We start from the raw sequence: 20,541 nt of genomic DNA on the forward strand, positions 1-20,541 counted from the left end.
AGCAAGGTTGTCGATGATCGTCGAAAGAGGGTATGCGCTCCTCGAGAAGATCGAGGAACACGCTGATTTCAGCTTGTTCCGCGCGTGCCGCGAGGGCGACGGTGTCCCGGTCTTGCTGAAAGTCCTGCGCGCGGAGAGAGCGACTCGCGCCGAAATCGCGCGCTTCAAGCACCAGTGCGAGCGCATCGCGCAGCTCGCCTCACCCCGCCTCGTCGCGCTGCGCGGCGTCGAGGAGCTCGCCGGCGCCCTGATTGTCGTTCTCGAGGACTTCCCGGGCCGCGATCTCGCGCGGGTCCTCGCCGCGCGCCCGTCGCGCAGAATGCCGCTCTGCGAGTCGCTCGATCTCACGGCCGCGCTCGCCGAAGGCCTCGCCGCCGTGCACGCGGCGGGGCTCATCCACCGCGATCTGCGCCCGCACAACGTGCTCGTCGGCGCATGCGGCGCGGTCAAGATGACGAGCTTCGGCGTCGACGCCGAGATCACCCGCGCGCACGAACGGCTCTACGCGCCGGCGGTGATCGCCGACGTGCTGCCCTACGTCTCCCCCGAGCAGACAGGCCGCATGAACCGCGGTGTCGACCACCGGACGGACCTCTACGCGCTCGGCGTCATCCTTTACCAGATGCTCACGGGTCAGCGCCCCTTCGAGGCCCTGGACCCGATGGAGCTCATCCACGCGCACCTCGCCCTCGCTCCCGCGCCGCCGTCCCGCGTCGATCCGACCATCCCCGAGGCCATCTCCGGCGTCGTGCTCAAGCTGCTCGCGAAGAACGCCGAGGACCGCTATCAGAGCGCCGAGGGCCTGCTCGCCGACCTCGAACGCTGCCGCGAGGCCCTGCGCGGCACGGGGACGATCGAGCCCTTCGCCGCGGGCCAGCGCGATCGCCAGGACCTGTTCCGGATCCACCAGAAGCTCTACGGCCGCGAGCAGGACATCGAGGCGCTGACCGCCGCGTTCGAGCGCGCGCTCGAGGGCAGCCGCGAGAGCGTCCTCGTCTCCGGCTACTCCGGCATCGGCAAGTCCTCGCTCGTGCAGGAGATCTTGAAGCCGCTCGCGCGGCAGAAGGGCTATTTCACGAGCGGCAAGTACGACCAGTACAACCGTGACGCGCCCTACAGCGCGGTGATCCAGGCGTTCGACGGCCTGGTGCGGCAGCTCCTCACCGAGAGCGAGGCGCGCATCGAGCGCTGGCGGAGCGCGATCCTCGACGCGCTCGGGCCGAACGCGCAGGTCGTCTGCGACGTCATCCCCTCGCTCGGCCACGTGGTCGGCGCGCAGCCGCCCGTGCCGGCGCTCGCGCCGCTCGAGGCGCAGAACCGCCTGAACCGGTGCTTTTTGCTGTTCGTCTCGGTGTTCGCGCGCAGCGCGCACCCGCTCGTCCTGTTCCTCGACGATCTCCAGTGGATCGACCCCGCGAGCCTGGGGCTGCTCCGCTCTCTCCTCGCCGACGACTCGCCCGAGGCGCTCTTCTTCTGCGGCGCCTACCGCGACAACGAGGTGTCGCCGGGGCACCCGTTCGTATGGGCCGTCGAGGAGCTCGAGCACGCCGGGCTCGTCGTGCGCGACATCGTCCTCGCCCCGCTCGCGCGCCCGCACCTCCTCGAGATGCTCTCGGACAGCCTCAAGCGCGACGACTGCGGGCCGCTCGTCGATGCGGTCCAGAAGAAGACCGGCGGCAACCCGTTCTTCGTCAAGGAGTTCGTCCGGTCGCTGCACGACCACGGCGTGCTCACGTTCGCAGCCGGGTCAGGCTGGCGCTGGGATCTCGCCAGGATCGATGCGCTCGCGTACACGGACAATGTCGTCGACCTCATGGTGCGCGCCATCGGGCGGCTCGCGGCGACGACCCAGGCGGCCCTGAAGCTCGCGGCGGCGATCGGCAACCGGTTCGAGCTCGCCATGCTCGCCACGGTGAGCGAGTGCTCGCCGGAAGAGGCGTACAGCCGCCTCGATCCGGCCGTGAGCGAGGGGCTCGTGATCGCCGGGCGCGAGGGATACCGCTTCGCTCATGACAAGGTCCAGGAGGGCGCCTACGCCATGATCCCGGAGGCGGACCGGCCCGCCTTCCACCTCCTTATCGGCCGGCTGCTCGCGGGCAAGCTGGACCTCTCCGAGAGCCAGAGCCTCTTCGACGTCGTCGGCCACCTGAACAGCGCAGGCGATCTCGTGTCGGACCCCGCGGAGCGCCTGTCCCTCGCCCGCATGAGCCTCGAGGCCGCCTGCCGCGCCGAGGACGCGGCCGCCTTCGGCGCCGCCCTGCGCTACCTGGAGCTCGGCCTCCTGCGCCTTCCGCAGGACGCCTGGACGTCGCAGTACCCGCTCCGCCTCGAGTACGCGAGGAAGACCGCCCTCATGCTCTCGCTCTCGGGCCAGCACGACGACGCCCTCGCGCTCCTGTCCGATTGCCTGGAGCGCGCCGTGGGCCGGCTCGATCGCACCGAGGTGCGGCGGCTCAAGATGAACGTGCAGGTGCTCAAGAACGACCTGCCCGCCGCGCTCGCGGAGGGGCTCGCGGCCCTGCGTCCGTTCGGGATCGACCTGCCCCCCTTCCCTGACGAAGCGATGGTCGACGCCCAGATCCGTGCGACGATGGCGCTCGTCCGGGAAAAGACGCTCGAAGCGCTGCCAGACCTGCCGCCGCTCGCGGATCCGGAGATCCGCGCCATGCAGGACGTGCTCCAGGAGCTCTCCTCTTCCTGCTGGTTCTTGAGCCCCAACAACCTTGGCATCACGGTCGCGAAGATCCTCGAGAACACGCTGCGTTATGGGCTGTCGAAGCACGCGATCTACGGCTGCATCAACTTCGGGGCGTTCCTCTGCCTCCGTGGCGACATCGCGCTCGGCTATCGCTTCGGCCGCGCCGCCATCGGCCTTTCGGAGCGCTACCCGGACAAGAAGTCCGAGGCGATGCTCTGGAACATGTGGGGCGCCTTCGTGCAGCACTGGAGAGAGGGTTACCCCGCCTGCAAGGAGTCGCAGCTCGTTGCCATGCACGCCGGGCTCGAGACGGGCCAGTACATCTGGGCGTTTTACAGCGCGAGCACCAGCATCATGACCAGCCTCCTGCGCGGCCTCCCGCTCTCCGACCTCCTCGCCGAGGCGCAGAGCTACCAGCCGATATGCAAGCTCGACCAGTTCAACGCCATGTCCTGGATAGTCGGCGCGGTCGGGCAGCTCGCACACCAGCTCTCGGTCGAGACCGCGCACCCGGCTGCGCTCAAGGGAGGGTGGATCGACATCGACGCGGTGATCGAGGAGAACCGCCGGATAGACAACCTGGTCTCGGTCACCATCGCCCAGATGTACGTCGTGATCCTCGGCGTTTTCCAGGGCGTGTTCGAGGAAGCGGCGCGCATCGCGCTCTCGCTGGACATCGAGCTCCCGAACCTGGCGGCCTGGTGCGGCGGCCCCGCGTCCCGTTTCTACGCCGGCGTCGCGCTCACGCAGGCGGCGGACGCGGCCTCCCCGGACGAGCGCGCGCTCTTCCTCGAACGCGCGGAGATCTTTGCTGAAAAACTCTCGCGCTGGGCGGGCCTCTGCCCGGAGAACCTGGCCCACCGCAGCGCCCTGCTCGGCGCCGAGATCGAGCGCACCCGCGGCAACGCGCACGCCGCGGCGGATCGCTACCACGAGGCGATCGCCCTCGCGCAGCGCGGCGGCTACCTCCACGACGAGGCGCTCGCCAACGAGCTCGCCGGCCTCTCCTTCCGCGCTCTCGGCAAGACCACCATCGCCCGCGCCTACCTGACCGAGGCGCACAGGGCGTACGGCCGATGGGGCGCGACCGAGGCGATGCGGCGCCTCGAGCGCGCGTACCCCGACCTCGTCCCCGGCGAGATCCTCCGCGGCGCGACGCGTCCGGAGGCCGCCGCGCCCGCCACCACCGCGCTCGACCTCGGCTCGGTGCTCAAGGCCTCCCAGGCCATCTCGGGCGAGATCGTCCTCGACCGCCTGCTCGACGCGCTCATGCGCATCCTGGTGAAGAACGCCGGCGCGCAGCGGGGCTGCCTGCTCCTGGCCCGCGCCGAGACCCTGCTCCTGGCTGCCGAGGCGAGGGCGGAGGGGCCCCGGATCGAGGTGCGTATTCCCCACGAGCCCGAAGCCTCCCCGTCGGACCTGCCGGCCCCCCTCCTCAACTACGTCCGGCGCAGTCGGGAGAAGGTGATCCTGGACGACGGGACGGCACGGAATCCCGTTGTCGCCAGCGACCACCTCTATCGGTACCCCAAGTCCGCCCTCTGCCTGCCCATCGTGCGTCAGGCGGAGCTCGTGGGGCTGCTCTACATGGAAAACGACCTCATCGCCGGCGCGTTCACCCCGGAGCGGCTTTCGGTGCTGGAGCTGCTCTCGGCCCAGGCCGCCATCTCGATCGCCAATGCCACGCTCTACGCCGACCTGCTCCAGGAGAACAGCGAACGCCGGCGAGCGGAGCAGGCCGTGCGAGACAGCAAAGAGCTGCTGCAGTCGATCATTGACAACTCGACAGCGGTCATCTACCTCAAAGATCTCGAGGGTCGTTACCTGATGATCAACCGGCGCTACGCCGAGCTGCTCCACGTCAGTGAGCAAGCGATCGTCGGCCGAACCGACTACGATGTCTTTCCCCGGGAGCGGGCCGATGCCTTCCGCGCCGTCGACCAAGAGGTGATGGCCACCGGAACGGCGCTACAAGCCGAGGAAGAGGTCCCCCAGGACGATGGGCTGCACACCTACATCGCTCTCAAATATCCCCTGTGCAGTGCGGCGAAGCAGCCTTATGCCATCTGCGGCATTTCCACCGACATCACGGAGCGCAAGCAGGCCGAGGCGGAGCGCCAGGCCCGCAAGACGGCCGAAGCCGCGAGCCGAGCGAAGACCGAGTTCCTGGCGAACATGAGCCACGAGCTGCGCACGCCGCTCAACGCCATCCTCGGCTACGCACAGATCCTCAAGCGCTCCCCGGGGCTCGACGGCCGCCAGGCGACGGGGCTGGAGACCATCGAGCAGAGCGGCCACCACCTCTTGACCCTCATCAACGACCTCTTGGACCTGGCCAAGATCGAGGCGGGCAAGATCGAGCTCTACCCCGAGCCGATCCATCTCTCGGCCTTCCTGACGGTCGTCGCCGACATCATCCGCGTCAGGGCGGAGCAGAAGAGCCTTTACTTCGTCTACGAGGTCACGCCCCACCTGCCTCAGGCGGTGCTGGCCGACAAGAAGCGCCTGCGCCAGGTGCTGCTCAACCTCCTGGGCAACGCGGTGAAATTCACCGATCGGGGGCGGGTGCGCTTCGGGGTGCAGGTGCTGGCCCAGGACGAGACCGGGGCGCGCCTGCGCTTCGAGGTGGAGGATACCGGCGTCGGAATGACGCCGGAGCAGCTGGCCAAGCTCTTCCAGCCTTTCGGGCGGGTAGGGGATGTGCGGCGCCGTCCGGGTACCGGCCTCGGGCTCATGATCAGCCGCCAGCTGGTGCACCTCATGGGCAGCGAGATCCACGTGGAGAGCCGGCCCGATGAAGGCAGCCGGTTCTGGTTCGACGCGGTCCTGCCGGTGGCCGAGATCGCAGCGCCCCTTCGGCCTTCCGAGCGGGTCGCCATCGGCTACGAGGGGCCGCGCCGGAAGGTGCTGGTCGCCGACGACGTGGTGAGCAATCGGGCGGTGCTTCTGGACCTGCTGAGCAGCCGGGGCTTCGAGGTATGCGAGGCGGCCAATGGCCAGGAGGCCATCGAGCAGGCGATGGCGGCGTCGCCGGATCTGGTGGTGATGGATCTGGTCATGCCGGTGATGGGCGGCCTGGAAGCCATCCATTGCATTCGTCGCGATCGCCAGGCTCGTGGGCTCGCGCGGCTGCCGTTCATCGTCGTCTCCGCGATCGCCAACGAGGAAGACCAGGCCGAGAGCGTCGCCGCCGGCGCCGACGCCTTCCTCAGCAAGCCGATCGACCAGGAGAGCCTGCTGCGGATCATCGGCGCCCAGCTCGGGCTCACCTGGGTCTATGCCAGACCGGCCGAGGAGCAAGCCGGGGACGGGGGCGCCGCGGAGCTCGTGGCGCCTCCCCGGGAGGAGATGGAAGTCCTGCATGCCCTGGCCCTGGAGGGCAACATGCGCGACATCCGAAAGCGGGCGGCCTACCTGATCACCCTGGGCGAGCGCTACCGCCCCTTCGCCGACCACCTGGATCGCCTCGCGCAGGACTACCAGTCCCAGGCGATCCTCAACCTGGTCGAGGAGCGCCTGCAGGGGGCCGAGCCGATGGCGATGGTGGGGCAGGAGCTGCCGCGGCGCATGGAGGGCGGCCAGCGACCATGAGCAGCGCCACGGCAGCCGGCGCGCGCACCCGCGTTATCCTGATCGTGGATGACGTGCCCGCCAATCTCGGCGTGCTGGTGGACAGTCTGGAATGCATAGGTCATCGCGTGCTCGTCGCTCAGGGCGGTGAAGAGGCTTTGATGCGGGCCAGCCTCACGAGACCCGACCTGATCCTGCTGGACGTGGTGATGCCTGGCATCGACGGCTTCGAGACGTGCCGGCGCCTGAAAGAGGCGGAAAGAACTCGAGATATCCCTGTGCTCTTCATGACCTGTCTCACCGACGCGGCAGACAAGCTCGTGGGGTTCAGGGCGGGGGGCGTCGATTACATCACCAGGCCATTCGAGATCGGAGAGGTGATAGCACGGATCACGACGCACCTGAGCCTGCGCGAGGCGCACAAGGAGCTCGAAGAGAAGAACGCGGAGCTGCAGCGTGTCCATCAAGAGCTGGAGCAGCGGGTGCGAGAACGCACGGCCGAGCTGGCCAGCTCGAACGCCGCTCTCCGCGAGAGCCAGCATCTGCTCCAGGCCATCGTCGACAACACGGCCGCCGTCGTCTTCGCGAAGGACATCGAGGGCCGCTACATGCTCGTCAACCGCGGGTTCGAAGAGCTCTTCCAGATGCGCCGCGAGCAGGTCATCGGCAAGACCGACCACGACCTCTTCCCGCGCGAGCAGGCCGAGGCGTATCGCGCCAACGACTTGCTCGTCCTGCAGCAGGATCGGACCATGGAGCTCGACGAGGTGGCCCCCGAGCGCGACGGCGTACGCACGTACATATCTCTCAAGTTCCCACTCCGCGACCCCGCCGGCGAACCTGATGGCGTCTGCGGTATCTCGACCGAGATCACGAGCCGCAAGCACGCCGAGGACGTGCTGCGCCATTCCTACTCGCTCCTCGAGGCCACGCTCGAATCGACGGCGGACGGCATCCTGGTCGTCGACGGCGCGAGGCGCGTCGTGCGCCATAACCACAGGCTCGCGCAGATGTGGCGCATTCCCACCGATGTCCTCGCCGGCGGATCGGCCGATGTGCTCCTCGCGTTCGTCGGCGGCCAGCTCCGCGAGCCCGAGCTGTTCCTGCAAAGCGTCCGTGACCTCTATGCCGATCCCGAGGCGAGCGCCTTCGATACGTTCCCGCTTCGGAACGAGCAGATCTTCGAGTGGTATACGCAGCCCCAGCGCCTCGGAGATCGCGTGGCCGGGCGGGTCTGGAGCTTCCGCGACATCACCGCGCGCGTACACGCCGAACAGCAGCGCGATCGGCTCCTCCTGGACGAGCGCCACGCGCGCACAGCGGCGGAGGAGGCCATCCGCCTGCGGGACGAGTTCCTCCTCATCGCCTCGCACGAGCTCCGCACCCCGGTCACCTCCCTGCAGCTCTCCATCCAATCGCTGGGGCAAAGGCTCTCGCGGGGCATGGACGCCGAGCGCGTGCGATCGGCGGTCGCCCTCTCCGGCCGCCAGATCAAACGCCTCTCCAACCTCGTCGACATGCTCCTCGATGTCTCCCGGATCCAGGCGGGGAGGCTCGAGCTGGACCGGGCGCCCGTCGATCTGCGCGAGCTGGTCGCCGAGATCGTCGCCCAGCTCGGCGACCAGCTCGCGCAGTCGGGCAGCGCGCTCGCCGTGCGCGCGGAGCAGCCGATCACCGGCTGGTGGGACCGGTACCGCCTGGAACAGGTCGTGACCAACCTCCTGACCAACGCCATCAAGTTCGGGGAACGCGCGCCGATCGAGATCACCATCACCGTGGAAGGCGGGGTCGCGCGGCTCTCGGTGGCGGACCACGGGCTCGGGATCCCGGCCGAGGTGCGGACGCAGCTCTTCGAGCGATTTCGCCGCGGCGTCTCGTCGCGGAATTATGGGGGGCTCGGGCTCGGCCTCTACATCACGCGCACCATCGTCGAGGCGCACGGCGGACGAATTCGCCTGTCGAGCGAGGTCGGCCAGGGCTCGACCTTCTGCGTCGAGCTGCCGCTCTCGACCGAGAGCGCAGCGAGCCACTGTCCATAGGCGGAGTCGGTCACCGGGTGGGGCCTTCCACGCCGGCCTTGGGCTCTATTCGATCGATAGGCTGACGGCGTCGTCCGTCACATGAACCACGTCGAGCGTTCCGGTGAAGAGCTCCTCGAACGTGAAGTTGCGGAGGACGATCGAATAACTCCCCTCGTCGATCGCCGCCGCCGCGGTCGAGAACGAGTGCTCCAGGCCGTCGATATCGATGTCCCCTTCGAACTCACCCGACGTGATCCAGTAGGGAGTCCCCTCGACCAGCACGGGCACCAGGGCGCAATCGTCGTTCGTGGGCTCACCGTCGATGAAGTCGGTCTCCCCGACCCCCCAGGCCCCGTCCACGAACGTCGCGCAGCCCGCCGTGGCGGCTTCGTCGGAAGCGATCGCGAGCTCCGTCGTATCGAGGCTGCTGCCGCCCGCGCCGCCGCCGCCTTCCGCATTGCCGCCCGTGCCCGCGCCGCCGCCGCCTTCGGCGCTGCCGCCCGTGCCCGCGCCACCTCCGCCTTCGGCGCTGCCACCCGTGCCTGCGCCGCCGCCGCCTTCGGCATTGCCGCCCGTGCCCGCGCCGCCGCCGCCTTCGGCGCTGCCGCCCGTGCCTGCGCCGCCACCGCCCTCCGCCTTGCCGCCGGTGCCCGCGCCGCCGCCACCTTCGGCAGTCCCGCCCGCGCCGCCGCTACCAAAGCTGATCTCATCATCCCCGCAGGCAACCAGCAAGCACCCAAGAAAGACGATCGAACTCCACTTCATGCGCACCTCGGCTCTCTGTGACGCGCGGTAGCGTAACATGAGCTACAGGTACGCCAAAAATATCGGCCCGTACGGCTGAACCCGCACTCTCGCGACGCGCCCGCGGCGGTCGCTCCGAAATGCGGGAGGTCGCCCCCACCGCTCCGTCATGGAGCCTTCGTCACTGTCGAAGGAAGGATGCTCGCCGACGCGGAATGCGCTCGATGCCACGCCGGCGCCGCGGCGCGCGTCCGGCGAGGACGGCCGCGGCTCCCCGCCCTCCCGCCGCTCTTCTCAGCCCCTCAGGACCCGATCCGGATCCGCTTCTTCAGCGCGGCGAGCTCGTCGTCGACCGCCGACCCGCCCGGCTTGTCCGCGCTGCCGGCGCCGGCGCTGCCGCGGCCGTGCTCGAGCTGGGCGAACTTCGCCTCCAGCTCGGCCGCCGACAGCCCGCCGCCGGAGATCGCCTCCTCGATCTCGCGCGACGCCGCGACCTGCGCCACCTGCCCCTCGACCTGCTCCTCCATGCGCCGGAACTCGGAGAAGGCGCTCTGGCCGCCCCTCGCCCCGAGCCCCTCGGCGCCGCCGCCGGCGCGCTGCTGCTGGATCTGCGCCGCGAGCGTGCCCTTCCGCGCCTGGAACTCCTCCTGCTTGGCCTCCATGCGCTCGAGCTCGGTCTTCATCGAGAGCACCGCGGAGCGCTGCTCCGCGCGCATCGCCTCGGCGCGGTCGCGCTCGCCCACCACCCGCTTCTTCTGCACGAGTGCCTCGCGCGCGAGCTTCTCGTCGTTCGCCTTCAGCGCGAGCTCGGCGCGCTTCTCCCACTTCTCCGCCTCGGCGTCGAGCTCGTCGACCTTCTTGCGCAGCACCTTCTCGGCCGCCACCGCGTCGACCAGCTCCTTCCGCGCCGCGCGGACCTGGTCCTTCATCTCCTCGACGATGAGATCCAGCGACTTTTTCGGATCTTCCGCCTTGTCGAGGAGCGCGTTGACGTTGCTCGAGATGACCTTTCCCATCCGGTCGAAGATGCCCATGCCGCTAGCGTGCACCGCCCCGCCGCCCCTGTAAAGCGCCCGCGCGCGGGGCCGCGGGCGCCCCCGCGGCCCCGGGGAGACCGGCGATCAGGGCGGCGGCGGGTACGCCGGACCGAAGCTCGACTCCACCGACGACCGCGTCGTCAGCAGCGGCGTCTTCAGCGTCTCGTCCTCGTACAGCGGCCTCACCACGCAGGTGTCCTCCCCGCACTCCCCCCCGTCGACGAACGCGACGTCGGCGACCAGCCAGTACCGGGTGCTCCCGTCGGCCGGCGCGAACGTGACGGGCGCCTCCGGGTCGTAGAACCCCGTCGGGCCGAGATCCGCCCCCAGGGAGCCATTGCAGAAGATCTTGATCCGCGGGTGAACCGCGTAGTTCCGGCCATGCGCCGAGTAGTAATGGACGCCGATCCGCGTCCACTGCCCGAACGGCGGAAAATCCACGTTGATGTTCTCGGGCGCGCAAAAATCATCGCTGTCCGGGTTCGTGACGTCGGGGTCGCACGTGATGTTGTCGATATCGAGCCGCGGGTTGTAGCAACCCTGGCCGAGATCGCGCCACGCCTGCCCGGCGCCGCGAGGGGCGTAATAACACGTGTTCTTGGCCTCCTCCGGGTCCGCATACCAGCTCACCGGCTCCGGCGGCGACGCGCCGTCGCTGAACCACCGGAGCTCCGGATCCGACCCCAGCGTGTCCACGGTGCAGTTGTTGTAACCGCAGTCGTCCGGCGAGCCGGCGACGGCCCACGGCCGCGTGTCGCCCGGCTTGTGCAGGTGCAGATCGAGATCCACCCCTTCGCCGCCGAGGTCGTGCTCCCACTCGAGCTCGACCCGGAGGCCGGGCGCGCCGACGTAAAGAGCATACTCGCACGAGTCGGTCGCGCCGTCGGCGAGGCGCTTCGTGTAGATGACCTTGTACTCCCCCGACTGGAGCGGCTTGTAATCATCCGCCGGGCTCGCCCCGGAGACCGCCGGACACGGGTCGATGCCCGCGGGGCAAACGACGCTCCAGGTCTCCGAGCCAGGCTCGGCGTCCACGCTGAACGTGCCTGTCCCCTCCTTCAGATCCACGTTCGCGAACGGAGGCACCCTCAGCGCGTGGCACCCCGCGGGGTTCTCGCTGAAGCACGCCTCGGTCGCGTGGCTGCCGCCGACGCAGGGCCCCCAGACGCCCACCTCGTTGCAAAGCTCGGTGCCCGGAAAACACCCCTCCGCCCCGCGGTACGACGGATCGCCCATGAAGCACGCGTGCGCCTGCCCCGCGACGCAGGAGCACGTCTCGTCGACCTGACCGTCGCAGTCGTCGTCGAGGCCGAGGTGGTTGAGATCGCAGAGCTCCTCGGGACCGCACTGGGTCCCGCACGGGTTCACGGCAGCATCGCCGGCGCCGGCGTCGTCGTCGCCAGGGGCAGACCCGCCAAGGCCGTTATCCGGAACGAAATCACCGCTGCCGCTGCCGCCCTCGGACGCGCCGCCGCCGCCGCCCGCGCCGCCTCCGCCGTCGCCGGGCGCACCGCCGCTCGCGCCGACCTCGACGCGCGGACCCGAGGCGTGGCAGCCGACCGCGACGAACGCACCCGATGTCGCGGCCCCGAGAAATGCGAGGAGCGCAGAGGAGACGCCGAGATGACGCATGAAACCTCCATGTCTCGCCAGCGCGCGGTGGAGCGGCTCGGGCAGGCAGGCGCGCCCGGCGAGACACCGGCGATGAACAGCGAGGTTCCTGGTTTAGCAGACTTGGCGCGATACCAAAGCTCGCACGAGCGTAATCAAAGCACGCTCGTGAGAACGGATGTCCCGACGCCCTGTCCGGGCATATGTCGCCGGAGGGTGGGTGTCAGTCCGTCGCGCGCGGACCCCTCGCGGCCTCGGCCGCGAGCGCCGCCTGCGCCGCGGCGAGGCGGGCGATGGGGACGCGGAACGGGGAGCAAGACACGTAATCGAGCCCCGCCCGCTCGAAGAACGCAATCGAGCTCGGATCGCCGCCGTGCTCGCCGCAGACACCGAGCTTCAGCCCGGGCCGCGCCGCGCGCCCACGATCCCGGCCGATCTCCACGAGCTCTCCGACGCCCGGCACGTCCAGCGACTGGAACGGATCCTTCGCGAAGATGCCGGCCTCGACGTACGCGCCGAGGAACCGGCCCGCGTCGTCGCGCGAGATGCCCAGCGTCGTCTGCGTGAGATCGTTCGTGCCGAAGCTGAAGAACTCGGCCTCCTCGGCCAGCTCGCCGGCCCTGAGCGCGGCGCGCGGGAGCTCGATCATCGTCCCGAACCGGACGTCGACCCGCCGCCCCTTCTCGGCGAAGACCTTCTCGGCGACCCCCTCGACGAGCTCGCGCGTGAGGGCGAGCTCGCGCCGGGTCATGCTGAGCGGGATCATGATCTCCGGCTCCACCTCGATGCCCGCCGCCGCGACCTCGCACGCCGCCTCGAGGATGGCGCGCGCCTGCATCTCGTAGATCTCCGGCGACGTGATCGCCAGCCGGCAGCCGCGGTGGCCGAGCATGGGGTTGTACTCGGCGAGCTCCTCGCTCTTGCGCTGGAGATCCTCCGCGGAGACGCCCGTCGCCCTCGAGAGCTGCTGGAGCTGCGCCTCGTCCTGCGGCAAGAACTCGTGCAGCGGCGGATCGAGCAGCCGGATCGTCACCGGCAGGCCGGCCATCTCCCGGAAGACGCCCACGAAATCGCTGCGCTGGAACGGGAGCAGCTTCGCGAGCGCGCGCCGCCGCCCGAGCTCGCCGTCCGCGAGGATCATCTCGCGCACCGCCTGGATGCGCTCCTCGTCGAAGAACATGTGCTCGGTGCGGCAGAGCCCGATGCCCTCGGCGCCGAAGTTGCGCGCCGTCCTCGCGTCGTGCGGCGTGTCGGCGTTCGACCGCACCCGGAGGCGCCGGACCGCGTCGGCCCAGGCCATGAGCTCCTCGAACTCGCCGCTCAGCGCCGCCGGGATGGTCGGCACCGCTCCGAGATAGACCGTGCCGGTGCCGCCGTCGAGCGTGATGAGATCGCCGTCCTTCACCGTGATCGTGCCGGTCGCGCGCCCGTGATCGTCGTAGATCGTCACCGCCATCCGGCCCTGGCTCACGCTGATGGCCGAGCAGCCGGCGACGCAGCTCTTGCCCATCCCCCGCGCCACCACGGCCGCGTGGCTCGTCATGCCGCCGCGGGCCGTCAGGATGCCGCGCGCCGCCTTCATGCCGTGGATGTCCTCCGGCGACGTCTCGGACCGCACGAGGATGACCGCCCTGCCCTGGCCCGCGCGCCGCTCCGCCTCGTCCGCGCTGAACACCACCTGCCCCGTCGCCGCCCCGGGGCTCGCCGGCAGGCCGCGCGCGAGCAGCGACTTCGGCGCGCTCGGGTCGATGCTCGGGTGCAGCAGCTGATCGATCGAGCCCGGATCCACCCGCAGGATGGCCTCCCGCTGGCTGATCAGGCCCTCCTTGGCCATCTCGACCGCGATGCGCACAGCCGCGCGGCCCGTGCGCTTGGCGGTGCGGCACTGGAGCAGGAAGAGCTCGTTCTGCTGGATCGTGAACTCCAGGTCCTGCACGTCGCGGAAGTGCTGCTCGAGCTTGCCCTGCACCTCGACGAGCGCCGCGTACGCCGCGGGCATCCGCGCCTCGAGCGAGCTCTCGTCGTCCACGCCGCCGCCGCCGCCCTCGCCGGCGCCGATCCTCGACAGCGGGTGCGGCGTGCGCACCCCCGCGACGACGTCCTCGCCCTGCGCGTTGGGGAGCCACTCGCCATAGAAGCGCCGCTCTCCGGTCGACGGATCGCGCGTGAACGCGACCCCCGTGCCGGAGTCGTCGCCCAGGTTGCCGAACACCATCCCCTGGACGGTGCAAGCTGTCCCCCAGGCCTCCGGGATATCGTGCATCTTCCGGTACACCTGGGCCCGGTGGTTCTTCCAGCTATCGAATACGGCGCCGATCGCCCCCCAGAGCTGCGCGTAGGGATCGTCGGGGAACGGGCGGCCCGTCGCCCCGAGGACGATATCCTTCTGGCGCTGGATCAAGGCCGCGAGCGACTCCGGATCGAGCTGGGAGTCGGGCACCTTGCGCTCGAGCTCGGCGGAGTTCAGGCGCGTCGCGTCGACGCCGCGCTTCGCGGCGGCCTGCCTGCGCGCGCGGCCGAGCGCCTCCTCGAAGCGGTCGCGGGGCACGCCGAGCACGATATCGGCATACGCCAGGATGAACCGCCGATAGGCGTCGAGCGCGAATCGCTCGCTGCCCGTGCGCCGCGCGAGCCCCCGCGCGATCTCGTCGTTCAGGCCGAGGTTCAGGATGGTATCCATCATTCCCGGCATGGACGCGCGCGCGCCCGAGCGGACCGACACGAGCAGCGGCGCCTCGGGGCTGCCGAACTCCGCGCCGTGCAGCGACTCCAGCCGGCCGATCGCCGCCTTGATCTCGTCCTCGACGCCGGCGGGGAGCGCCTTGCCCGAGGCGTAATAGGCGTTGCAGACCTCGGTGGTGACCGTGAAGCCCGGCGGCACCGGGATGCCGAGGCGGGTCATCTCGGCGAGCCCCGCGCCCTTTCCGCCGAGCAGATCCTTCTGCTGTGCGTCCCCGTCCGCCTGCCCTGCGCCGAAGAAATATATCGATCTCCCCATGGCGGGCGCACGCTAGACCGTCCTCGCAGTCAGGTCGAGAGCCGTCGAACGGCGGAATGGAGGTACGACGGACGGCCGACCGCCGACGGCCCCTATCGGATCCAGAGCCGTCGGAACCGCGGCGTGCACCTCACGCGTGCACCTCACAAAAATACCGGCTCTCGACGGCGGACGAGCTATGAAGCCGCGCATGAAGCGCTTCTCTCTCGTCCTCGTTGCGATGTTCGCCGTCCCCCTCACCGCGTGCGACCAGAAGCCCGCCTCACAGGCGATCGCCGACGCGCCGGTGAGCGCCTCGGTCAAGCCGGCCCCGCCGCCGGCGCCCACCCCCGAGCCCGCCGCCTCGCCGCAGCCGCCGCCCGAGCCCGCCGGCCTGCCCGCGCCGCCGGACGTCGCGGCGCCGCCCGCCGACGCGCAGAAGACGGCATCGGGCCTCGCGTCCAAGGTGCTGGCGCCGGGCAAGGACACGGCGCATCCCGGCCCGGACGACAAGGTGACGGTCCACTACACGGGGTGGACCACGGACGGGAAGATGTTCGACAGCTCCATCGTCCGCAACGAGCCGGCCACCTTCCCGGTGGGCGGCGTGATCAAGGGGTGGACGGAAGCGCTCCAGCTCATGAGCAAGGGCGAGAAGCGCCGCCTCTGGATCCCCGGGGCTCTCGCCTATGGCGACACGCCGGCCCAGCCGGGCGCCCCGGCCGGAATGCTGGTGTTCGACGTCGAGCTGCTCGACTTCGCCCCCGCGCCGAAGCCGCCGCCCGCGCCGAAGGACGTGAAGGCGGCGCCGAAGACCGCGAAGAAGACCGCCTCCGGGCTCGCCTACCAGGTCCTGCAGAAGGGCACGGGCACCGAGCACCCGAAGCCGACGAGCCGCGCCGTCGTCCACTACACGGGCTGGACGACCGACGGGAAGATGTTCGACAGCTCCATCGTCCGCGACGAGCCGGCCACCTTCCCGGTGGGTGGCGTGATCAAGGGGTGGACCGAGGGCTTACAGCTGATGGTGAAAGGCGAGAAGGCGCGATTCTGGATACCGGCCGACCTCGCTTACGGCGACAAGCCCACACGGCCCGGCGCGCCCGCCGGCATGCTGGTGTTCGACGTCGAGCTCATCGACTTTCGCTGAACCGTCGGCCGGCGCTTTACATCCGGCCGACTGCCTGGTCACATGATGGCTGCGAGCGGCCAGGCATGCTGACATCGATCCGACTCAGGAACTTCAAGAGCTTCGCCGATCAAACGGTGGAGCTGTCCCCCTTCACGCTGCTGCTCGGGGCCAACGGCTCCGGGAAGAGCAACTTCCTCGACGCCCTGCGCTTCCTGCAGGGCGTCGGGCTGGATCTACCCCTGTGCGACATCTTCCGCGGTCGCGTCGACGGCAGGCGCGAGGTGTGGCCGGGCCTGCGCGGCGGCACGCAAGGGGCCACGCACAGGGGCGCCAAATCGTTCACCATCGAGAGCCGATGGGCGATCGGGAAGGAGGAGCTCACACACAAGATCACGTGTCAGGTCGAGCCTGACGTGATCGTCGAGCACGAGTCGCTCGAGGCGAAGTCGGCCGGGGGCCCGCTCTTCGACACGCCGGCGTCGGCGCTGAAGGGGCTGGAGGGGTTCGCCTCGGGCGGAGCGATGAAGGCGGCGTCGAAGAAGGGCCGCTCGATGCGGATCGCATCCATGGATCGCAACCCCGCCCGGCGCAGCCTGCTCGGCCAGATAGAGCACCACCGCGGGCGCGGCGAGGACGTGAGCCTCGCGGACGTCATCGCGCTCTGCAACGCGCTCCAGGTCGCGATGCGGAGCACGCTGTCGCTCGACATCGATCCTTCGCGGATGAGGGGTTATGTGCCGCACGAGATAGAGAACCTCGGCGCCGGCGGGCAGAACCTCTCCGCCGTGCTCCGCTGGCTCTGCCAGGAGGCCGAGCACAAGGCCGATGTGCTCGGCTGGGTGCGCTCGATCTTCGCGCCCGAGATCGAAGATATCGAGTTCGCCGAGACGGGCCTCGGCGACGTCATGATGGTGCTCGTCGAGAAGGGCGGCGCCCGCGTCCCGGCGCCGAGCCTCCCGGACGGCGCGCTGCGCGCGCTCGGCAAGATCGCCGGCGTGCTCACCGCGCCGGAGGGGTCGCTCCTCCTCGTGGAGGACCCGGACGCCGGCTTGCACCCCGAGCGCGCCGCCGTGCTCGCGCAGCTCCTCGAGGGGGCGGCGCGGCCCTCCGTCTGCCAGATCGTGGCGACGACGCACTCGCCCGCGCTGCTCAGGGGGGTGTCGAAGCAGGGCCTCAGCCGCGCGATCGCGTTCCAGCGCGACCCCGAGACCTCCGCCACGACGACGCGCCGCCTCGCCGACCTCCCGCGCTTCGAGGACCTGGCCGAGCGCGATCCCGGAGAGCTGCTCTCCTCGAAGGCGCTCTCCGCGTAGACGCGGCGAACAACCCCTGTACAGCTCTATCATTGCATTGCAGTGTCGCGGGCTCGCGATAACGATAACCAATTTCATTCTCTTGAAATGCGTTGTGGCTGCGCACAAGGCCATCTAGGGTCCTCCGCGAATCGACAGCGCGGCGCTCGCCGCGCGAACACAGCGTCAAAGAGGTCCTCACATGCTTTCTCAGAAAACTGCACTTCAACTGGTCCTCTGTCTGACCATCGGGTTCTCGGCGGCTGCCTGCTCTGACGATGGTGGCGAGACCGACACCAGCACCAGCACCAGCACCAGCAGCTCGACCAGCAGCAGCACCAGCAGCAGCAGCAGCGCGGGCCAGGGCGGCGGCACCGGCGGGACCGACGGCCAGGGCGGCGGCACCGGCGGCTCGGATGTCGGTACCGGCGGCCAAGGCGGCACCGGCGGCGCGGATGTCGGCACGGGCGGCCAGGGTGGCGGCACCGGCGGCGCTGGCACCGGCGGCGAAGGCGGCTCCGCTCCCAGCGACCCCCTCTGCGGCGCGGACACCGCGACCTTCGCTGACGTGCGGCCGATCCTGACGACGAACTGCGCGGGGTGCCACGGCAACGCCGGCCCCGCGGCCGCCGGCCTCGATCTCCGCGCGAACGCGGCCCATGGCGAGCTCGTCGACGGGGATAGCACGGAATGCGCCGGCAAGATGCTCGTCGTGCCGGGCAAGCCGAGCGAGAGCTACATCATCAACAAGGTGCGCGGCACCGGCCTCTGCGGCGACGACACGCGCATGCCGCCCCCGGCCTCGGGCATGGCCCTGCCCGAGGCCAGCATCAAGAAGATCAACGACTGGATCTGCGCCGGCGCTCCCCAGTGAGCCCCTCGGCCCGGCTCAGCGCCTGTCCCTGCAGCGCAGGCGCTCAGTAGACCTTGCAGCGCGCGCCGCCCGCGGCGCGCGCATACGGGATCTTCGCGCTGCGCCCCTTCACGTAGATCGCCCCGCCCGGAGCGGGCCTCGGGATCACGGCGCCCGTCGCGAGCGGCCGTCCTGTGGGCAGCTCCTCGACCTCGATGACGATATCGTTCCCCTCCTGATCGACCGCCGAGATCGAGGGTCGCCGGCTCTCCTCGTCGGGAGCGCCGCCCGGGCAGGGCACCCCGCGCGCGCTCAGCGCGATGGCCAGCGTATTGGCCGAGGTCTCCGGCGCGCCGGCGGCCCACTGGAACCTGGGATCGCGCGCTTCCCCCACCTCCACGGCCAGGCAGCTGCAGCGCTCCTTGCGCGAGTCGGCGCGCGCGAGCGAGAGATCGTGCCGCACGCCCACCCACGACGAGGGCGCCCGCTCCTCGGGCGTCGACGGGGCGCCGCCGAAATCGTCGGGCGCGCCGAAAGCCCTGCGCGGCGCCTTCTTCTTCGCGCCCGCCTGATCCGCCGGCGCGGCGGGATCGACGGTGTCGCCCTCCCAGAACGCCGCGGCGCCAGCGTGCTGGTTGCCGCCGCAGGCGGCGAGGAAGACTCCGGAGAGGAGCGCAGCGAAGCGCGCAATCTGGACGCCCGAGAGGAGCATGCAGCGCGATCTTCGCACCGGCGCCGCCGGCGGCCAAGGTTTGTGCTGAGTCGGAGAGAAAAGAGAGAGAAACGCTGCTAGGCGAGAACACACACGCTGCGCGCCGGACGCCCGGCGCGCAGCGCAGGAGCCGTCACTTCGGCTTGATCTCGGTCAGGACGAGCAGGTAATCCGGCGAGTTGTTCGGCGACAGCTTCGCGTACGGGTTCTCCTTGCTGGGCCACCCGACGAAGCGCTTCGTGCTGTACTCGCCCCAGGACGGGTTCTTGAACAGCGGGATGACCGGCACCTGCGTGGCGTAGATCATCTGCAGTTCCTCGACGATGCTCTTCTGCTCCGCCGGATCCGTCGCGGCCGCGAACTTCTTGAACAGCGGCTCGGCCTCCTTGGCGGAGAAGCGGTGCCAGTTGCGGTTCGAGACCTCGCCGACGGCCTTCACGAACTCCGGGGCCATGAGATCGCGGTAGTAGTTGAACGGCGTGGGCTCGGTGTTGGTCCAGCCCATCGACATGTCGAACGTGCCCTTCTGGAGCGCCTCGAAGAACGCGCTGAAGTCGTACGTCTTCAGCGTGGCCTCGATGCCGACGGCCTTCAGGCTCTGCGTGGTGATCTGGACCGCGCGCACCCAGTCGGACCAGCCGGTCACGACGTTGATGTCGAACTTCAGCGGCTTGCCGTCCTTCGCGCGGATCCCGTCGGCGCCCTTGGCGTAGCCGGCCTCGTCGAGGAGGGCGTTCGCCTTGGCCACGTCGAAGGTCGTCCAGTCGCCGGCCGCGGCGGCCTTGTCGCTGCGCCAGCGCCCGTAGGCGTCGTCGAGCCCGGTCCCGTCCGCGCCGACCGTGTAGCCGTTGACCGCGACCTTCGCGATCTGGGCGCGGTCGATGGCCATGCTGATGGCCTTGCGCAGCTTGATGTCGTTGAACGGCTTCTTCGTGGCGTTCGGGTAGAGCGTCACGGTGCCGCCGACGAGCGGGAACCAGTAGTGGTTGTTCTCCGGGTCCTTGGCGACGTAGGTCTTGTCGATGTCGGGCACGAAGTTGCCGGCCCAGTCGACCTCGCCGTTGATGAGCGCCAGGTTCGCCTGGTCGTTGCCCGGGTACGCCGGGAAGCGGAGCCCCTCGACCGCCGGCTTGCCCTTCTGCCAGTAGTTCGGGTTCTTGCCGAGCTCGTAGATCTGGTTCTGGAAGGTCTTCACCTCGGTGAAGGGCCCCGTCGCGACCGGGTTCTCGTTCGTGAACGTGACCGGGTCGGCCACGTCCTTCCACTTGTGCTCCGGCACGATCGGCTGATGGCCGATGTAGGTGAGGCCGGGGACGAACGCCTCCTTGAAGATGAACTCGACCGTGCTGTCGCTCTTGGCCTCGACCGACTCGACGAGCTTCCACACGCCCGTGAGATCGAGCGCCGGGAACTTCTTGAGGAGCCCGAACGTGAACGCGACGTCCTTCGCCGAGAAGGGTTGTCCGTCAGACCACTTGACTTCGGGGCGGGTCGTGAAGGTGAGCTTCTTGTTCGCGTCGCTCCACTCGTACTTCGTGGCGAGCCACGGGACGTACTCGCCCTTCATCGTGTTGTACACGATCATGGGCTCGTAGATGCCCGCGACGGTGGGGAAGCGCGTGGCCCCCTCGCCGAGAAGGGGGTTGAAGTTGCGAACCCAGGACGCCTGCTGCTCCCTGGAGATGGTGACGAACTTCGCGCCGCCCTTCGCATCGCCCTTCGCAGCGGGACCGGCCGCAGCCCCGGCCGAGCCCGCGGGCGCCGTGCCACCGGACTCGGACCCCTTGTTGTCGCAGGCCGCCGTGGCGCCGACGGATAGGACGAGCGCCGAAAGGGCAAAAATGCGGCGCGACATGGATCGACTCTTCATAAGCTTGCTCCCTACGCGGCGACC

General features: G+C 69.8%; 11 protein-coding genes. 5 read left to right on the forward strand and 6 right to left on the reverse strand.

Annotated features, from left to right (window positions below; translation table 11 throughout):
* Positions 1–13 precede the first annotated feature (13 nt).
* Entirely contained in the window at positions 14–6,289 is a 6,276-nt protein-coding gene (locus WMF12_RS39490; RefSeq protein ID WP_437853537.1) for an AAA family ATPase, read from the forward strand.
* On the forward strand, positions 6,286–8,307 hold the full coding sequence (locus WMF12_RS39495; RefSeq protein WP_437853539.1) for an ATP-binding protein: 2,022 nt from the start codon (positions 6,286–6,288) through the stop codon (positions 8,305–8,307). Before WMF12_RS39490 ends, WMF12_RS39495 begins: the two co-directional genes overlap by 4 nt.
* 45 nt (positions 8,308–8,352) lie before the next feature.
* Here WMF12_RS39495 and WMF12_RS39500 read toward each other — a convergent pair whose 3' ends face one another.
* From WMF12_RS39500 to ppdK, 4 genes are all read right to left on the reverse strand, one after another.
* Positions 8,353–9,054: a hypothetical protein gene (locus WMF12_RS39500; RefSeq protein ID WP_437853541.1), complete on the reverse strand. Its 702-nt coding sequence runs from the start codon at positions 9,052–9,054 to the stop codon at positions 8,353–8,355.
* Between the two features lie 281 nt (positions 9,055–9,335).
* Positions 9,336–10,067 carry a PspA/IM30 family protein gene (locus WMF12_RS39505; protein ID WP_437526597.1) on the reverse strand — a complete coding sequence of 244 codons (732 nt, stop codon included), beginning with the start codon at positions 10,065–10,067 and terminating at the stop codon, positions 9,336–9,338.
* An 87-nt stretch (positions 10,068–10,154) separates the two neighbouring features.
* The gene (locus tag WMF12_RS39510) at positions 10,155–11,702 is read right to left on the reverse strand and encodes a hypothetical protein (protein ID WP_437853543.1); all 1,548 of its coding nucleotides are present in this window, start codon (positions 11,700–11,702) and stop codon (positions 10,155–10,157) included.
* A gap of 202 nt (positions 11,703–11,904) precedes the next feature.
* Positions 11,905–14,679, reverse strand: a complete 2,775-nt coding sequence (gene ppdK, locus WMF12_RS39515) for a pyruvate, phosphate dikinase (RefSeq protein ID WP_437853545.1) — start codon at positions 14,677–14,679, stop codon at positions 11,905–11,907.
* 190 nt (positions 14,680–14,869) lie between these two features.
* On the opposite strand from ppdK, the gene WMF12_RS39520 reads away from it, so the two are divergent.
* The 3 genes from WMF12_RS39520 to WMF12_RS39530 all read left to right on the forward strand — a co-directional run bounded on the left by WMF12_RS39520 (position 14,870) and on the right by WMF12_RS39530 (position 17,956).
* Entirely contained in the window at positions 14,870–15,808 is a 939-nt protein-coding gene (locus WMF12_RS39520) for an FKBP-type peptidyl-prolyl cis-trans isomerase (RefSeq protein WP_437741911.1), read from the forward strand.
* A 65-nt stretch (positions 15,809–15,873) separates the two neighbouring features.
* Positions 15,874–17,103: an AAA family ATPase gene (locus WMF12_RS39525; protein WP_437853547.1), complete on the forward strand. Its 1,230-nt coding sequence runs from the start codon at positions 15,874–15,876 to the stop codon at positions 17,101–17,103.
* 181 nt (positions 17,104–17,284) lie between these two features.
* Entirely contained in the window at positions 17,285–17,956 is a 672-nt protein-coding gene (locus tag WMF12_RS39530) for a c-type cytochrome domain-containing protein (RefSeq protein ID WP_437853549.1), read from the forward strand.
* 43 nt (positions 17,957–17,999) lie between these two features.
* Here WMF12_RS39530 and WMF12_RS39535 read toward each other — a convergent pair whose 3' ends face one another.
* Together WMF12_RS39535 and WMF12_RS39540 are read right to left on the reverse strand one after the other, a co-directional pair.
* Positions 18,000–18,647: a hypothetical protein gene (locus WMF12_RS39535; protein ID WP_437853551.1), complete on the reverse strand. Its 648-nt coding sequence runs from the start codon at positions 18,645–18,647 to the stop codon at positions 18,000–18,002.
* A gap of 133 nt (positions 18,648–18,780) precedes the next feature.
* Positions 18,781–20,517, reverse strand: coding sequence for an ABC transporter substrate-binding protein (locus WMF12_RS39540; RefSeq protein WP_437741915.1), 1,737 nt, complete (start codon positions 20,515–20,517; stop codon positions 18,781–18,783).
* Positions 20,518–20,541 lie beyond the last annotated feature (24 nt).

The sequence above is a fragment of the Sorangium sp. So ce363 genome, assembly GCF_051520435.1.
In the GTDB taxonomy this organism is placed as follows: domain Bacteria; phylum Myxococcota_A; class Polyangia; order Polyangiales; family Polyangiaceae; genus Sorangium; species Sorangium cellulosum_B.

Excerpts from the sequence above, each read along its gene's own strand:
- WMF12_RS39490 (WP_437853537.1), top strand. The coding sequence starts at position 14 with ATGATCGTCGAAAGAGGGTATGCGCTCCTCGAGAAGATCGAGGAACAC.
- WMF12_RS39495 (WP_437853539.1), top strand. The coding sequence starts at position 6,286 with ATGAGCAGCGCCACGGCAGCCGGCGCGCGCACCCGCGTTATCCTGATC.
- WMF12_RS39500 (WP_437853541.1), bottom strand. The coding sequence starts at position 9,054 with ATGAAGTGGAGTTCGATCGTCTTTCTTGGGTGCTTGCTGGTTGCCTGC.
- WMF12_RS39505 (WP_437526597.1), bottom strand. The coding sequence starts at position 10,067 with ATGGGCATCTTCGACCGGATGGGAAAGGTCATCTCGAGCAACGTCAAC.
- WMF12_RS39510 (WP_437853543.1), bottom strand. The coding sequence starts at position 11,702 with ATGCGTCATCTCGGCGTCTCCTCTGCGCTCCTCGCATTTCTCGGGGCC.
- ppdK (WP_437853545.1), bottom strand. The coding sequence starts at position 14,679 with ATGGGGAGATCGATATATTTCTTCGGCGCAGGGCAGGCGGACGGGGAC.
- WMF12_RS39520 (WP_437741911.1), top strand. The coding sequence starts at position 14,870 with ATGAAGCGCTTCTCTCTCGTCCTCGTTGCGATGTTCGCCGTCCCCCTC.
- WMF12_RS39525 (WP_437853547.1), top strand. The coding sequence starts at position 15,874 with ATGCTGACATCGATCCGACTCAGGAACTTCAAGAGCTTCGCCGATCAA.
- WMF12_RS39530 (WP_437853549.1), top strand. The coding sequence starts at position 17,285 with ATGCTTTCTCAGAAAACTGCACTTCAACTGGTCCTCTGTCTGACCATC.
- WMF12_RS39535 (WP_437853551.1), bottom strand. The coding sequence starts at position 18,647 with ATGCTCCTCTCGGGCGTCCAGATTGCGCGCTTCGCTGCGCTCCTCTCC.
- WMF12_RS39540 (WP_437741915.1), bottom strand. The coding sequence starts at position 20,517 with ATGAAGAGTCGATCCATGTCGCGCCGCATTTTTGCCCTTTCGGCGCTC.